General features: G+C 62.8%; 10 protein-coding genes. 5 read left to right on the top strand and 5 right to left on the bottom strand.

Annotated elements, in window-relative coordinates; all coding sequences use genetic code 11:
- Positions 1 to 73 precede the first annotated feature (73 nt).
- From J3P81_RS13320 to J3P81_RS13300, 5 genes are all read right to left on the bottom strand, one after another.
- Positions 74 to 1,177: a sigma-54 interaction domain-containing protein gene (locus tag J3P81_RS13320; protein WP_434559016.1), complete on the bottom strand. Its 1,104-nt coding sequence runs from the start codon at positions 1,175 to 1,177 to the stop codon at positions 74 to 76.
- A 201-nt stretch (positions 1,178 to 1,378) separates the two neighbouring features.
- On the bottom strand, positions 1,379 to 2,410 hold the full coding sequence (locus tag J3P81_RS13315) for an HlyD family secretion protein (RefSeq protein ID WP_434559014.1): 1,032 nt from the start codon (positions 2,408 to 2,410) through the stop codon (positions 1,379 to 1,381).
- A 6-nt stretch (positions 2,411 to 2,416) separates the two neighbouring features.
- On the bottom strand, positions 2,417 to 3,982 hold the full coding sequence (locus tag J3P81_RS13310) for an MFS transporter (RefSeq protein ID WP_434559012.1): 1,566 nt from the start codon (positions 3,980 to 3,982) through the stop codon (positions 2,417 to 2,419).
- Entirely contained in the window at positions 3,979 to 5,358 is a 1,380-nt protein-coding gene (locus J3P81_RS13305; protein WP_434559010.1) for an efflux transporter outer membrane subunit, read from the bottom strand. The genes J3P81_RS13310 and J3P81_RS13305 overlap by 4 nt, the downstream gene beginning before the upstream one ends.
- A 288-nt stretch (positions 5,359 to 5,646) precedes the next feature.
- Entirely contained in the window at positions 5,647 to 6,021 is a 375-nt protein-coding gene (locus tag J3P81_RS13300; RefSeq protein WP_434559008.1) for a response regulator transcription factor, read from the bottom strand.
- A gap of 463 nt (positions 6,022 to 6,484) precedes the next feature.
- Between J3P81_RS13300 and J3P81_RS13295 the strand changes: the two genes are divergently transcribed.
- From J3P81_RS13295 to J3P81_RS13275, 5 genes are all read left to right on the top strand, one after another.
- On the top strand, positions 6,485 to 11,959 hold the full coding sequence (locus J3P81_RS13295; protein ID WP_434559006.1) for a trifunctional serine/threonine-protein kinase/ATP-binding protein/sensor histidine kinase: 5,475 nt from the start codon (positions 6,485 to 6,487) through the stop codon (positions 11,957 to 11,959).
- A gap of 113 nt (positions 11,960 to 12,072) precedes the next feature.
- Positions 12,073 to 12,672, top strand: a complete 600-nt coding sequence (locus J3P81_RS13290; RefSeq protein WP_434559004.1) for a lecithin retinol acyltransferase family protein — start codon at positions 12,073 to 12,075, stop codon at positions 12,670 to 12,672.
- Between the two features lie 87 nt (positions 12,673 to 12,759).
- A complete protein-coding gene (locus J3P81_RS13285; RefSeq protein WP_434559002.1) occupies positions 12,760 to 13,407 on the top strand; it encodes a response regulator transcription factor in 648 nt (215 codons plus the stop codon).
- A gap of 331 nt (positions 13,408 to 13,738) precedes the next feature.
- On the top strand, positions 13,739 to 15,460 hold the full coding sequence (locus tag J3P81_RS13280) for a type I secretion system permease/ATPase (RefSeq protein WP_420763811.1): 1,722 nt from the start codon (positions 13,739 to 13,741) through the stop codon (positions 15,458 to 15,460).
- Positions 15,453 to 16,823: an HlyD family type I secretion periplasmic adaptor subunit gene (locus J3P81_RS13275; protein ID WP_434559000.1), complete on the top strand. Its 1,371-nt coding sequence runs from the start codon at positions 15,453 to 15,455 to the stop codon at positions 16,821 to 16,823. The genes J3P81_RS13280 and J3P81_RS13275 overlap by 8 nt, the downstream gene beginning before the upstream one ends.
- The last annotated feature ends 2 nt before the right edge of the window (positions 16,824 to 16,825 follow it).

Genomic DNA, 16,825 nt, shown 5'->3' with positions numbered 1-16,825 from the left:
CCTTCGGGAAGGGAAGCGTACCCGTGGGAGCGCGCTTGCTCCCACCGGGTCCTTGTGTGCTTGGGGAAGTGGCTCAAGTCGACAGATTGACCACCCGACCGTCCCGCGTACTCAACGCCGGTCGCCGTCTGTTGACCACCAACTCACCGATCCGGATCAGCAGGCTGCGGGTGACGTTGCGGCTCAGGCCCAGCAGGCTGGCGGTGTGGACCTGGTTGCAATTGGCGTAGCGATAGGCGGTGCGCAGCAGGGCGGCTTCTACCTGTTCATGGACATCACCGTGCGCTTGCTCAAGCATTTGCACGAAGGCTTTTTCCAACAACGCCTCGGCGGTCTGCGGGGTGTTGTCGTGCGGCGTGTCCTGACGCTCGATGCGCAAATTGGACAGGTGCAGATCCTGCACGCCAATCACCTGGTTGCGGCAAATCAGCAAGGTGTGATGGATGACGTTTTCCAGCTCGCGAATATTCCCCGGCCACGAATAATCCAGCAGCTTGCGCTGCGCCTGGGCATCCAGCGTAACCTTGCCATGACCAAGTCGGCGGCTATATTGCGCGATGAAATGACGAATCAACGGGATGATGTCGCCGGGTCGCTCGCGTAAGGGTTTGAGCACCACGCTGACCACGTTCAAGCGGTAATACAGATCCTCGCGAAAGTGCCCGGCATTAATGGCTTTTTCCAGCTGCACGTTGGTGGCCGCCAATACACGCACATTGATCTTGATGCTCTTGCGCGAGCCCAGGCGGACCACTTCACGCTCTTGTAGAACGCGCAGCAACTTGACCTGGATCGGCAGCGGCAGATCGCCAATTTCATCCAGGAACAGCGTGCCGCCATCGGCCTCTTCGAACCACCCGGCCTTGGCTGTCAAGGCGCCGGTGAACGCGCCTTTTTCATGCCCGAACAGCTCGGCTTCCACCAGCGTCTCCGAGAACGCCCCGCAGTTCACCGCCACGAATGGCCTGTCACGTCGGGCGCTGAGGTTGTGGACGTGGCGCGCCACCAGTTCTTTGCCGGTGCCGGTCTGGCCGATGATCAACACGCTGGCGTCGCTGGGCGCCACCTGTTGCAAGTGGGCCAGGAGCGCTTGGGAACTGGGGTCTTCGAAAACCTGGGCGGTGGCGCGGATCGACGTAGCCAGGCCGGGAGAAGGGGGAAGCGTGAGAAGCTGCATGGCAGTGGCCCGTTGATAAATCGAGGAAGAGTGGGTGGCGGCCAACGCCGGTGATGGCATCGCCGTGCAGAACCATTGGCCTTGACGGCTAATCTAGAAGATCTAAAAACCATATTGAAAATAACATTAAGCTATATGCTTAAGTCGTTGGATCGGATCAACGGGCGCAAACCTCCCATTTCCCCGCACAGGCTCCAATGATCACTCACCCACACGAATATGCGGCGTAACGGACATCCCCACCCGCAGCTTCCTGGCAGCGGGCTGGTCGGGGGCAATGTGGATTCGTACCGGCAGGCGCTGGACGATCTTGGTGAAGTTCCCGGTCGCATTGTGCGGCGCAACGGCCGAATAACTCACGCCACTGGCCGGTCCCAGGCTTTGCACCGTGCCTTGCAACGCCTCGCCCGGCAATGCGTCCACTTCGATGTCCACCACCTGTCCGGTCTCAACCCGCGCCAGTTGCGTCTCGCGAAAGTTCGCGGTGATGTAGACGGCGTCGAGCGGGACGATGGCCAGCAACGGTTTGCCCGCATTGACGAACGCACCGACCCGTACCGATTTCTGCCCGATCATGCCGCTGATCGGTGCCGTGATCCGGGTGTAGGACAGCTGCAGTTGCGCGATGGATTGCGTGGCCTCGGCATGGGCGAGGGTCGCCACGGCTTTTTCCAGGTCGGCCTTGAGGATATCCACTTGTTGCCGGGCAGCTTGCAGACCCGCCTCGCTCTTGTCCCGGCGTGCCTGCTGGATGCTCAGTTGCGCTTCGGCCTGTTGCCGTGCCTGCACGGTGCCCGAGCCGTCATTGGCCAGGTTGCGATACCGCGTCTGGTTGGCAGTCGCCAACTTGACCGCGGCCTCGTCTGCCGCCAGCGCAGCCTGGGCCTGGCGAATGGCGGTGGCCTGCCGGGCCAGGTGTGCCTGCAAGCTGACGATACCGGCCCGGGCACTGGCGACCTGGGCTGTCGCCGCGCTCAGCGCCGCCACGAAATCACGGTCGTCGATGGTCGCCAGCAAGTCGCCCTTGGCCACCGGTTGGTCGTGTTCGACCCATACCGAAGCCACCGTGCCCGACACTTGCGGCGCTACCGTGGTGAAGTCGGCGTGGACATAAGCATCGTCGGTCGACTGGATGGCGGCAGCCGACTCGGGTCGGTTGAGGTAGGCGGCCCCGCTGATCGCCACGGTGAGCAGCAATGCAATGATGAGCTTGGCTTTCTTGGGTAATGCCATGATGGGTCACCGATGGGAGGAAGAAGGGGGCGAGGCGGCCCGTATGACCGGGGCAGGGATGAAGCTCAGGCGCAGCACCAGCGGAATCAGCAGCACGGCCAGTGCGCCCAGGACGCGGTAGGCGTCGGCGATAGACAGCACCAGCGCCTGCCCGCCGATGAGCATCATCAGTTGCTGTGGATCGGGCATGGACGGCAAGGCGCCGCCCACCATGGCCGTGTGGTCCAGCAGCATTTCCGAGTGGAAACGTGCGCGCAACACCATCAACTGCCCGACCAGCGCAGCGCCGGCCAGGGACCCGAAGGCGCGCACTGTATTGATGGTGCCGGAGAAAAAAGGCCCCTCGGCAGGCTGCACCACGCTGGTGATCAGAAACAGCATCGACACCACGGCCATGGGTTGCCCCAGCGATTGCAGCGTTTGCGCCAAGACGAATTGTTCGCGGTTCCAGTCGCCGGTCAATTGCGCGCCACACAGGCACGCCAGGGCAATCAGGCACAACCCCGCGGCGAAGACCAGGCGCGCATCGACCCACTTCTGGTAGAGCAGCAGCGCCACCAGGGGGCCCAGAATCAACTGCGGCAGCGCCACGATCAGGCCAATGGAGGCCATTTGGAAGGGCCGATAATCCTGGAGCGTGGCCAGATAGCTGGCGGGCAACAGCGAGCTGGACATCAGCACCACCAGCAAGCAGAGAAACAAGGTGCAGCCCAGCCCCAGGTTGCGCCGCCCCAGAACTTGCAATTTGATGAAGGGCGAGGGGTGATACCACTCGGTCAACAAGTAGATCACCAGCAATGCCAGGCCGGCCAGCAGCGAGGAGGTGACCAGCGGCGAGTTGAACCAGTCCAGGCGCGTGCCTTGGTCCAGTGCCACCGTGATCAGGCCGAAGGCCGGCACCGCGAATGCCATGCCCAGCCAGTTGGCATGCCCGAAACGCTGGGGTTGGATGGGTTCTTTGGGCAATCCCCAACCAATCAATGCCGCAGCGATACAGGTCAGCGGAATGATCTGCCAGTACACCCAGCGCCAGTCCTGCAGGCCATCCGTCCAATGGCCGGCCAGCCAGATGGACAGGTTGGGCGCGAAGGTGGCGGTCATGGCATACAGCGCCAACCCATACAGCCGTATCGATGGCGGCAAGAATTTCAGCGCAGCCATCATCAGCAAGGGGATCGTCATGCCACTGGCGAGGCCTTGAACAAAGCGCAACGCCAGCAGCAGGTCCAGGTCCCGGATGAAGGGCAATATCGCCGCCAGCGCGGTACAAGTGCTCAACACCCACAGTTCGAGGCGGCGGACCGAAAGCGTCATGGCAAACCAGGCCGCAAACGGCATGGCGATCAGTTCACCGGCGCTATACGCCGTGGTGAGCCAGGAGGCATCGTCCAGGCCGAAGCCCAACGCGCCCCTCACGTCCGCCAGGGCCAATGCGCCGACGCGGATGTTCAGTCCCGCCATCATTGCCGCCAGGAAGATGCCCAGCAGGCCGACCAACGGCCGCTTCGAGGCCCCGGCGTGGGGCGCTTCGCTGACAGCGACGGCGGCCGTCGGCAAGGCCATGCTGTTCATCGAACCTGCTCCGGATCCCAGCCGCCGCCCAGGGATTTGTACAGATTGACCACGGTGAGGGTGGCGTTGGTCGCGCTGGTGTTGAGGTGGGTCTGGCTGGCCAACAAGTTGAGTTGCGCCGTGAGGACGCTCAGATAGTCGGCGGCGCCTTGTTGATAGCCACGCTCCGCCGCGTCCAGTGCCTCCCTGTTCTGTTCGTACGAAACCTGCAGCTCGTCGTGCTGGCGCCGTTGAGCAGCCCAGGCGTCCAAGGCATTGTCTATCTCGTGCCAGGCTTGCAGCACGGTCTGGCGATAGGCGAGGGCGGCGGTTTTTTGCCGCGATTCGTTCAGGGCCAAGCGCTGCATCAGGCGGCCACCCTCGAAGATGGGCAGGTAGACGGTCGGCCCGACCGAAAACATCCGCGAGTCCCAACTGGTGAGGTCGCCGCTGTCGAAAGCCTCCACGCCGATGCGGCCTTTCAAGCCGATACGCGGATAGAAATCAGCCTTGGCCACGCCGATGGCCGCCGTGGCAGCGTGGAGTTGCGCCTCGGCGCGCAGGATATCCGCGCGCCGGTGGGCCAGTTCCGACGGCACGCCCAGCGGAATGCGTGCAGGCAGCGACGGCAGGGGCATGGCCTGGCGCAGTTGCGCATCGAGGGCTCGCGGTTGTTCACCCATGAGCAGGGCGAGGGCGTTCATCTGGGCGTTACGACGCTGGGCCAGCTCGGGAAGCAGGGCTTTGACCGTCGCCAACTGCGCGCGGGCCGATGAGGTTTCGAAGCGTGTCGCCACGCCGTTGCGCTCGCGGCTTTCGGCCAGGGCCAGGGTGCGTTCGGCAACCGCTTGGTTCTGCCGGGCAATGTCCAGTTGTGCCTGGGTCCCGCGCAACTGCAGATACGTGCGCGCCACTTCGGCGGTCAGCGCCACCCTCGCGGCTTCACGGTCGTAGACAGAGGCTTGAGCCGTCGCCTCGGCGCTTTCGCGTGATCGTCGGGCCCGGCCCCAGAGATCAACTTCCCAGTTGGCGTCGAAACCCAACTGCCAGAAATTGCTGGGGTCGGTGGGAGCCCCCAGTGCGGCAAATTTGCCATGCTCACTCAGCGCCTCGCGGGCATAGCTGGCGTTGGCGCCGACGGTGGGCAACAACTGCGCCGCTGCGATGCCCAGCCGTGCGCGGCTTTGCTCGATGCGTTCGGCGGCCATTTGCAAGTCAAGGTTTCCCTCCAGCGTGCGTGCCAGCAACTGGGTGAGCAGGGCGTCATTGAACAGCCGCCACCATTGCATGGGCACGGCCGCAGTGGAGGAGCGAGGCTCGCCGCGGTGTTCCTGGCGGGGCGTCAGTTGCGCGGCGTCAAATCCGTTTTCAGGCCTGGTGAAATCCGGGCCCACCATGCAGCCCGCCAGGCAAGCAGCGCCAAGAGCCGCCGTGATGGCGGGGACGCGTGCAAGGAGGTGTTGAGGTAAAACGTCGAAGCCCGACATAGCCAGATCCCCGCAGTGTTTCGGCGTCGCCGCAAGAGCGTTCGCCATGGGGTCGATGGGTTCATGAATGACGATTCGCTCGCCTGACCCCATGTTATCGACGGGTTGCCCCAGGCACACTTCTACCTCGGTTCAGCGAAACCATACGTGGGATAGGCGGGGATATACGCAAGTATGAGCAGGAACCGATCCCGTTGATCAGTGCGGCTGACCGAGGGCTTTTGCGATGCAGTCCAGCAACCTTCTGGCATCGCAGGGCTTGGGCAGGCAATCCACCAGCCCCGACGTGTTGGCGGCCAGTTCCGGGTACGCCGTAATGAACAGGGTAGGGATACGCACCTTGTTTTTCAGCAGGTGCCGATGCAACTCGATGCCGCTCATGCCCGGCATCTGTATGTCGCAAACCAGGCAGCCGGTTTGCGCGGGCGCTTCTGAATCGAGGAATTCCCTGGCGCTGCGATACGTACGGACCTGATGGCCGCTGGACCGCAACAGGCTATTGAGCGCCGTGCGTACGGATTCATCGTCATCGATGACTGCGATCGTCTTGTTGCACACGGGGGTGTCTTCCATGGGATCGCTCGTAACAGCGCCGGTTTTCAATTCACCATACGCGGTCCGTCCAGGCGCAAAAGTATACCTATGTATATCCGGCTAAGACCTAAGGTGCGCGCGCCCCTGGCGGCATGCAACCAACGGATGCCCAAGTCATACGCGGGCAGGAATGACTGGCGGGGAATTTCACATAGACTGGCGCCGCATCGTCGGCCTGCGTGGTCATTCAACTGCCGTATCCGCTGTGTCCGAGGCCCGTCATCGCCGTTGAAAAAAATATGGGAAGGGCACAGGCGAGGCGCTAATCTAAACGACGGCAATACGATCCGTCCCGGAACCCGACATGAACGCTTTTCGTCGAGTCGCCGGCGCAGCCATGGAAGCCGAACCCTGGCCTTGGCAATTGCGGCACGACACCGGATGGCAGCTCGACGGTAAATGCAACTGAACCCCTCTTGCTCCAGTGCCGATGGAAACCCGCATGCAAACACAATGGGACGATGGCGAGCGTATCTTCTGCCGGGAACGACGCCCAGGTGCCGACGGCGATAAACCTGTCCTGGTGGTTCGGCCCGCCACCCGCCAGCCGCGGCCCGATTGCCTTGAGCGTCTTGCTCATGAATTCGGCCTGAGGGACCAGTTGGATGCTTCGTGGTGCGTACAGCCCCTGGAATGGATCAGTGAAGGTCCTCAAGTGCAACTGGTCGCCAGCGACCCGGGTGGTTTGCCGCTGTTGCAATTGCTCACCTCGCCCTTGGAGACGACCCGCTTCTTGCAGCTCGCGGTGAGCATTGCCGTCGCATTGGGCAAGCTTCACGAGCGTGGCCTGATCCATAAGGACATCAAGCCCAGCCATATCCTGGTGGATTGCGACGACGGCCAGGCCCGGCTCACCGGGTTCGGCATGACGTCACGCTTGCCCCGCGAGCGGCAGGCCCCCGAGACGCTTGCCGGGACGCTGGCCTACATGGCGCCCGAACAGACCGGCAGGATGAATCGCTCGATCGACTCGCGCAGCGATCTCTATTCTTTCGGCGTCACGCTGTACCAGATGTTGACCGGCTCGCTGCCGTTCACAGCATCGGACCCGATCGAATGGGTGCATTGCCATATCGCCAAGAGGCCGCTGGCGCCCAACGAGCGGATCCAAACCATTCCCGACATGCTGTCGCGGATCGTCATGAAGCTGCTCGCCAAGACCGCCGAGGAACGCTACCAGACGGCCGCGAGCGTAGAGCACGACCTGCGTCAGTGCCTGTCGCATTGGCGGCAGTGGCGTCGCATCGAAGATTTTGCATTGGGCGAGCAAGGCGGCTCAGACCGCCTTTTGATTCCCGAAAAACTCTATGGACGCGAGCCCGAGGTCCAAGCGTTGGTAAGCGCGTTCAACCGGGTGGTTGAACGTGGCGCGCCGGAACTCGTGCTGGTCACGGGGTATTCCGGGATTGGTAAATCTTCCGTGGTCAACGAGCTGCACAAGGTACTCGTGCCGCCAAGGGGGTTGTTCGCCCGTGGCAAGTTCGATCAGTACCGGCGCGATATTCCCTATTCGACGCTGATCCAGGCGTTTCAGAGCCTGGTGCGTACGCTGTTGGGCAAGAGCGATGCCGAGTTGGCCGGTTGGCGCGATGCATTGCGCCAGGCCCTGGACCCCAACGCACGGCTGATGACGGACCTGATCCCTGAACTGAGGCTGATCGTCGGGGAGCCGCCTGCGGTGCTGGTACTCGATCCCCAGCAGGAGCAACGGCGCTTCCTGCTGGTGTTGCGCCGTTTTATCGGTGTGTTCGCCCGCCGCGAGCATCCCCTGGCGCTGTTTCTCGACGACTTGCAATGGCTTGACGCGGCGACGCTCGACCTGCTGGAAGACCTGCTGACCAGCGACGACGTGCAATATCTGCTGCTGGTCGGTGCGTACCGCAGCAACGAAGTGGATGCGACGCACCCGCTGTCAGGCAAACTCAAGACGCTGCGCAGCGTCGGCGGCAAGGTCAGCGAAATCATGCTCTCACCGCTCGCCAAGGGGCATATCGAGCAATTGATCGCCGAGGCGCTGCATGACGAGCCTGCTCGCATCGAGCCGTTGGCGCAGTTGGTGCTGGACAAGACCGCGGGCAATCCGTTCTTCGTGATCCAGTTCTTGCAGGCGCTCGCCGATGAGCACTTGCTGGCGTTCGATCATGGCAGCCGACAGTGGTGGTGGGACCCGGATCGGATCCACGCCAAGGGGTACACCGATAATATCGTCGACTTGATGAGCGGCAAGCTGGCGCGCCTGCCGGCCCAGACGCAGCAGGCCTTGCAGCAGCTTGCTTGCATGGGGAACGTCTGCGGGCTGAACGCACTGGCGATTATCCTTGAGGTCCCCAGAGCGCAAATCCGCACGGTCCTCTGGGAGGCGGTCCGCCAGGAGCTGGTGGAGCGCCGCGACGGTGCTTACGGTTTTGTCCACGACCGTATCCATGAAGCGGCCTACTCGATGATCCCCCCGGAGTCACGCGCCTCGGCCCATTTGAAAATCGGCCGGCTGCTGGCCCGGCGGACCGCTCCCGAGGGCCGGGACGAGGCGATATTCGACATCGTGGGCCAGCTCAACCTCGGCGCCGGGTTGCTCGTCGATCAGGCCGAGCGAGAGGAGCTGGCCGCGCTCAACTTGCTCGCCGGCCAACGGGCCAAGGCGTCGACGGCCTATGCTTCGGCACTCAATTACCTTGCCCATGGTGCCCAGCTGCTGGGCGATGACAGTTGGACGCATCGGCACGGCTTGAATTTCGCCCTTGAGCTGAACAGGGCCGAATGCGAGTTCCTCACCGGCCAGCTCGCCATTGCCGACGAGCGGCTGACGGCGCTGGCCAATCGCGCCGTGACGGTGAGCGAACGGGCCAGCGTCGCCTGCCTGTTGATGGATGTGTACTTGCTGATGGATCGCAGCGACGGCGCGGTGGCGGTGTGTCTCGCGTATTTGCGGCATGTCGGCATTCACTGGGCCGCGCAGCCAAGTGACGAGGCCGTGCGCCAGGAATACGACCGCATCGCCACATTGCTCGGCGATCGGGCCATCGAGGATTTGATCGATCTGCCCTTGATGGAAGACGCGACCGCGTTGGAGACCGTCAATGCGCTGAGCAAGCTCTTCGCCCCGGCCCTGCAAAGTGACGCGAACCTGGCGGACCTGTTGATCTGCAAGGCCATCACCTTGAGCCTGGAACGCGGCAATTGCGACGCGTCCTGTGTGCTCTATGCCAATCTGTTCAGAGTCGCGGGCCGGCGGTTCGGCGACCATGAGGTGGGGTTTCGTTTCGGGCAGCTGGGCTGCGACCTTGTCGAGCACCGTGGCATGACTCGATTCGAAGCCAGCACCTATCTGTGCTTCTCTTGCTTTGCCGTGCGCTGGATGAGACCGGTCGGACAATGCCGCGACCTCTTGCGTCGTTCGTTTGCGGCTGCGAACCGGATCGGGGACCTGCCGTACGGTGCTTACGCGGGCAACAACCTCACTGCGGATCTGCTCTTCGCCGGGGAACCGCTGCCCAAGGTACAAGATGAAGCCGAGCGTGGCCTGGACTATGCGAGGAAGGTGCGTTTCGGGCTGGTGACGGATTTCATCGTCACGCAATTGCTGCTGATCCGGATGCTTCGCGGCCAGACGTCGATCTTCGGGCGCATGGATGACGACGAACTGGACGAGGTGACCACCGAATCCCATTTGTCCAGCAATCCGGACTTGGTCCTGGCTGAATGCTTGTACTGGGTTCGCAAGCTACAGGCCCGCTGTATGGCCGACGAGCCAGAAGCGGCCTTGGCCGCTGCCGAAAAAGCGCGCCGGTTGCTCTGGGTTTGCCAGTCCTTTTTCGAGGAAGCCGAATATCACTTTTTCGGTGCCCTGGCCCATGCTGCCGTTTATGACAAAGCCCCTGCGGATCAGCGAGGGGCGCATCTGGACGCAATGAAGGAGGGCCATGGACAGCTTCAGGCCTGGGCGCGGCAGTGCCCGGACAACTTTGCGAGCCGCGCCGCACTGGTGGGCGCGGAGATTGCCCGTGTCGAAGGGCGGCCAATCGATGCCGAGCTGCTTTACGAACACGCCATGAACCTCGCCCGGCAAAGCGGCTTCGTCCATGTCGAGGCGCTTGCCAACGAACTAGCCTCACGTTTCTACGCCGCCCGTGGCCTTGGGAAAATCGCTCGCATGTATATGCAGGACGCCTGCTACGGCTATCTGCGTTGGGGAGCCGACGGCAAGGTTCGACAGCTCGAAGCCCGGTATCCGTGGCTGCGCGAAACAGAACCCGCGCCCGGCCCGGCGACTACGATGGCGACTCCGGTGGAACACCTGGACATCGCCACCGTGCTCAAAGTCTCTCAGGCAGTGTCAGGAGAAATCGTCCTGGAGAAGCTGATCGATCGGGTGATGGCCACGGCCATCGAGCAAGCCGGCGCTGAGCGCGGCCTGCTGATCCTGTCCACTGGCGAGGGGCACCGGATCGCGGCGCAAGCGACGACCGGCGGGACCACGACGCAACTGCGTGACGAGCCGGTCAGTTCGGCGCTGTTGCCGGAGTCGATTTTTTACCATGTGCTGCGGACCCAGGAGAGCGTGTTTCTCGACGACGCCATGGGCCCGGCCGCCGCGACGTTTGCCGCCGATCCCTACTTTCGCAAACGTCCGGTGCGGTCGATCCTGTGCCTGCCGTTGATCAACCAGGCCGCGCTGGTGGGCGTGCTGTATCTGGAAAACAGCCTTGCCGCCCATGTATTCAGTCCGAACCGGCTCACCATCCTGAATCTGGTGGCGTCTCGCGCGGCCATCTCCCTGGAAAACGCTCGTCTGTACCGAGAGGTGGCCGAACGGGAGGCAAAGATCCGTCGTCTCGTCGATGCCAACATCATCGGGATTCTGGTCTGGAATGCCGAGGGCGACATCATCGAAGCCAACGACGCATTCCTGCGCATGGTGGGCTATGAGCGCGAAGACCTTGCCTCCGGCCGGCTGCGTTGGAGGGACCTGACGGTGCCGGAGTATCGCGAGCTGAGTGAGCGTTCGTTGGCCAAGGCCCTGCGCACCGGGCAAGCCTGCCCGTACGAGAAGGAATACTTCAGGAAAGACGGCAGCCGTCTGCCGGTGATCGTTGGCCTGGCCATGTTCGAAGCCAGCAGCCGGGAAGGCGTGGCCTTTGTGCTGGATCTGACCGAGCGCCGACAGGCCGAGGAGAAGATTCGCGAAAGCGAGCGTCGCTATCGCGAAGTGCAGGCCGAACTGGCCCATGCAAACCGAGTCGCGACGATGGGCCAGTTGGTCGCCTCGATTGCCCATGAGGTCAACCAGCCGATCGCCGCGACGATCCTCAATGCCGACGCCGCCCTGCGTTGGCTCAACGCCCAGCCGCCGGAAATCGAGGAAGTCCGGCAGATTCTCGGGCATCTGGTCTTCGATGCCAATCGAGCCGCCGATGTGCTGGGGCGAATCCGCGAGCACATCCGCAAGGCTCCACCGCAGAAAGGGCCGCTGGACATCAACGCAGCCATCGAGGAAATGGTCGAGTTCAGCCGCAGCCAGATCATCAAGAGTGGCGCCTCGATCCAAACACACCTGGCCGACGCGCTGCCTGCTATCGACGGGGATCGCGTGGAGCTGCAACAGGTGCTGCTCAACCTGATCATGAACGCATTGGAGGCCATGAGCGCCGTCGATGAAAGCGAGCGGCACTTGTCGATCAGTTCCGGGCTGGACGATGCCGGTTGCGTGTGGGTGAAAGTCTGCGATTCGGGGCCGGGCTTTGCCTTGGGATGCGCGGAACGGGTGTTCGCATCGTTCTACACCACCAAGGCTTCGGGCCTTGGGCTGGGATTATCCATCTGTCGATCGATCATCGAAGCCCACGGCGGCTGTTTGCAGGCGCACGCCAACCAGCCCCGTGGGGCTGTCCTCGAGTTCTCGCTGCCCGTTGCTCGCTAATACCAAGGTTTACACGCTGCATATCAATCGATCAGTGAACCAATCCCACGTACAAATGATCCCCGCCAACCCGAGCGATACAGTGATTGCCATGGGTTGCGGAGGATCTGGCAATGAAACTGACAGGCATCGCGGCGGATGAATTTTCGTCACTTCGTTCAATAGTGCTTATCTGCCTGGCGTTGGTAGCGGCCAACGTCTCCTACCGTTTGGTTGTGCCGGTGCCGGCAGGCGTGACTCTGGAACCCCGCCACGGCACCAAAAGGCCCGGAGGGCTGGCGATCGATTCGCTGAGGTTGGTCGATATCAGCGCCTTGGGCGAGGTGCCCATCGGGGCGCATCTGATCAGTCCGCGCCGTTTCTATATCCATCACGGGATTTACCTGGGCGCCGGAAGCGTTGCCCATTATTCGGGGTTCAGTGGCGCGCTGGAAGCGGGGCCCATCGAAGTGACCGATCTGGAGCATTTCGCCAGTGGCAGGCCGGTGTGGATCATCCAACAACCCGCCCGCTATCCGGCCAACGAAGTGGCCCGTCGGGCCCGCTCCAGGTTGGGCGAAAACCGCTACAGTCTCCTGGCCAACAACTGCGAACATTTCTGCACCTGGTGCCTTACCGGGAAGGGCTACAGTGCCCAGGTCGGCGCGTATTGGCACCGGCCGCGCGAGTTCCTGGCAACGATTACCGCACTGAAGGCTCTTTTCGTTGCGTGACGCTACCGATTGCGCCTCGTCAGGCCCACTTCGGCGTCGAAGGCGCTGTGCTAGGCTTTTTCAATCCACCCTGCGAGAGAATCGTGCATGAACGGCAATATCAAAAACAATGAGCCGGGCAGCGAAGGTCCTGTTGTGTTCGTGCTGGACGACGATGCGTCCATACGTTGTGCATTGAGCAATCTCCTGCGCTCTGTCGGCATGCGCGTCGAGACATTCGCGTCCACCGCCGAGTTTCTCCAGCGGCCCAAACCCGATTGCGCCAGTTGCCTGGTACTCGATGTCCGGTTGCAGGGCAGTAGCGGGCTGGATTTCCAGCGCCAGTTGGCGGCGTCGAATATCAGGATTCCCATCATCTTCATTACCGGTCACGGCGACATTGAAATGTCCGTCAAGGCGATGAAGGCCGGCGCCATGGACTTTTTGGCTAAACCGTTTCGCGAACAGGATTTGCTGGACGCCGTGTCAGCTGCGCTTGAGGCGGACGTCAAACGGCGGGAAATCGAGCAGCAGCTTTGCGGCTTGCATACGCGTTACCAGACGTTGACGGCGCGCGAGAAGGAGGTCATGGCCCTGGCCGCCAAGGGACTGATGAACAAACAGATCGCGGGGCAGATGAACCTGAGCGAGATTACCGTGAAAATCCATCGCGCCCATGCCATGAAGAAAATGCACGCCAAGTCGTTCGCCGACCTGGTGCGGATGGCTGAAACCCTCGGCGCAGAACCTGCCTAACGCGCCAAACCTGTGGGAGCGAGCTTGCTCGCGATGGCCGTAAGGCGGTCAAATCGATGCGACTGACCCGCCAACATCGCGAGCAAGCCCGCTGCCACAGCAGAGCCCGATCCCGAACCGCCGCCGTTTTGCTCTATCCCCCGCAAAAATCCCGCTTCCCCTCTGGCACTAACCTGCGACTACGTTGTCAGTACTTGGCCGCCGTAGGGCCGACGTTCGGCTCATATAGCGACAATGTCAGCTACATGACGCCCTTTTTTTGACGCCTTCGGGGCAAAGACTCGCATGGATTTCGCGGGGACCGTTATTTCCTTTTGCGGGTTGACACTCTATGGGTTTTTTTCTCGATCCACGGCATGACATTGATGCCGCTTTGTTAAGTTATCGCCGTGTATTCTGGTCCCTGGCCTTGTTCAGCGGCGTGATCAATCTGCTGGTGCTGGTGCCGTCGCTCTACATGATGCAGGTCTACGACCGGGTCCTGACCAGTCGCAACGAAACCACCCTGGTCATGCTCACCTTGATCGCCCTTGGGCTGTTCATGTTCAGTGCGTTGATCGAATGGGTGCGCGGCGAGGTGATGATCCGCATGAGCGCCGGGCTGGACGACGCCTTGGGCGAGCGGATTTTCGATGCGGCGTTTGCCCGCAGCCTGCGCGAGCACAACGCCAACCCGGCACAAGTGCTCACCGATCTTGCCACCTTGCGACAGCTGATTACCGGCCAGGGCCTGATCGCCTTGCTCGATGCGCCGTGGCTGCCGATCTTCCTGCTGGTGGCGTTCATCTTTCACCCTTGGTTCGGCGTATTGACGCTGGTGCTCGCCGTATTGCTGATCGGCCTGGCGCTGTGGGGCGAGTTGGCGACCCGTTCGCGCCTGGGAGAGGCCAATCGACTGGGCGTGCAGTCCTCGGTCTACGTCAACAGCACATTGCACAACGCCGAGGTCATCCAGGCCCTGGGCATGCTCGGGCCGCTGCGCCAGCGCTGGAGCCTGCTGCAACAACGGATCATCGCCGCGCAGGCCCACGCCAGCGACCGCGGGGCGCGCATCACCTCGGCGACGCGATTCGTGCGGATTTCCGGTCAGTCCCTCGCTTTGGGGTTGGGCGCGCTGCTGGTGCTGGAGGGGCAGCTCTCGGCGGGGATGATGATCGCCATGTCGCTGCTGCTGGGACGTGCCCTGGCTCCGGTGGAAATCGCCATCGGCTCGTGGAAGCAATTCAACAGCGGCCGCCAGAGTTACCAGCGCCTGAGCCAACTGCTCGCGCAACATCCACGCGATCGCTTGCGCATGCCGCTGCCACCGCCCACCGGCGCGCTGCGCCTGGAGCAGTTGTACGTCGGACCGCCCGGGGCATCACAGCCGATTCTGCGGGGCATCAATTTCAGCCTCGGCAAGGGCGAAGTGCTTGCGGTGGTTGGTCCCAGTGCCAGTGGCAAATCGACTCTGGCTCGCGCGTTGGTTGGCGTGTGGCCGGCCATGGGCGGATCGGTGCGCCTGGACGATGCCGAGATCAGCCAGTGGTCCCATGACGCGCTGGGGCCATACCTGGGCTATCTGCCCCAGGACATCGAACTGTTCGATGGCAGCGTCGCCGACAACATCGCCCGTTTCGGCGAGCAGGACGCCGACAAAATCATCGCCGCCAGCCGTCAAGCGGGCATTCACGAAATGATTCTCAGGTTTCCCAAGGGCTACGACACACCGTTGGGCCCTGGCGGGCTTGGCCTGTCTGGCGGTCAGAAGCAACGCCTGGGCCTGGCGCGCGCGCTGTATGGCAGCCCGTCGGTGATCGTGCTCGACGAGCCCAACTCCAACCTCGATGAAGCCGGTGAACTGGCGCTGGTGCAGGCCATCGGCGTGCTCAAGGCCGCCGGCAGCACCGTGGTGTTGATCACCCATCGGCCCAACGTGCTGGCGGTGGTCGATCACATCCTCGTGTTGAAGGACGGCACTCAACAAGCGTTCGGCCCTCGGGACCGGGTGCTCAAGGCGCTGATGCCGGGGCCGCGGCCGGCCGCTGTGCGGGAGGCAGGCAAGGATGCGTGATTTGAAATCGGCCACACCGGCCCACGGCGAGCATGGCCTGAGCGTGCTCAGCAGCGACACATTGCCCACCGCGAGCACCGATGCGGGCGGGGCGGCGCGCTACGGCGTGGTTTTCCTGGCCCTGACCCTTGGCGGCTTTCTGCTTTGGGCCTGCCTGGCGCCGCTCGACCAGGGCGTGGTGGGCAGCGGCACCGTGGTAGTGGCGGGGGAGCGCAAAGCGGTGCAGTCGCTGGTGGGGGGCGTGGTGGAAAAACTGTTGGTCAGTGATGGCGATCGTGTCAGCCAGGGGCAGTTGCTGGTGCAGCTCAACACGGTGCAGGCGCAATCGCAGTTGGACGTGACCCTGGGCAAGCTGCTCAACGACCGCAGCATCGAGGCGCGGTTGATGGCCGAGCGCCTGGGCGCCGATGAAATCCAGTGGCCGCAACAATTGCTGGAGCGCGCCGAAGAGCCACGTGTCAAGGCGGCCATGGCCCTGCAGAGTCAGCTGTTCATGACCCGGCGTGCCGAACTGGGCAGCCGCCTGAAGATCATCGAGCATGAAATCGGCGCCTTGCAGCAACAACTGCAGGGCTACGAAGGGGTCAAGCGCAACTACGATGCGCAAATGCGCTTCCAGCAACAGGAACTCGAGGGCTTGCGCGAGTTGGCCCGGGAAGGCTACGTGCCGCGCAACAAACTTTTCGAGGCCGAGCGAAACGCGGCGCAACTGGCCGGACAGATCGCTTCGGGCATCGGCGACGTCGGGCGCACCCGCCAGGCCATCAACGAAAGTCGGCTCAAGGCCTTGCAGGCGCAGCAGGAGTTTCGCCGCGATGCCGAAACCCAGCTCAGCGAGGTTTCGGCCGAAGCCGCGGCCTATGCCGATCAGATCCGCGCCTTGCAGTTCGAAGTCGATAACGGTGCGATCCGCGCGCCGGTGGCGGGCCAGGTCATGGACATGTCGATCCACACGGTGGGCGGCGTCGCCCAAGCCGGGCAGACGCTGATGCAGGTGGTGCCGTTGGACGCGCCGATGGCGATCACCGCGCGTTTCGATCCGTTGATGGCCAATAAGCTCACCCCCGGATTGCCGGTGCATGTGCATTTCACCGCCCTGCAGCGGGTGGATACGCCGACTGTGACCGGCACGGTCACCACCGTGTCGGCGGACCAACTGATCGACCAGCAGACCCACCAGCCGTACTTCTCCGCCAAGGTAGAAATTCCCGCCGAGACAGTCGTCGCGCTGCAAGGCGCCGGTTTGCTGGTGCGTCCCGGCATGCTCGCCGACGTCACCGTCGTGACCGGTGAGCGCACCTTGATGAACTACCTGATGAAACCTTTGCGCGAACGCTTGCTCGCTGCCTTCAAAGAGGAATGAGC

Source organism: Pseudomonas sp. R1-6 (assembly GCF_051132115.1).
Lineage (GTDB): Bacteria > Pseudomonadota > Gammaproteobacteria > Pseudomonadales > Pseudomonadaceae > Aquipseudomonas.
Note: the sequence above shows the minus strand (reverse complement) of the source record. Positions and strands in the feature narration are given on the sequence as shown.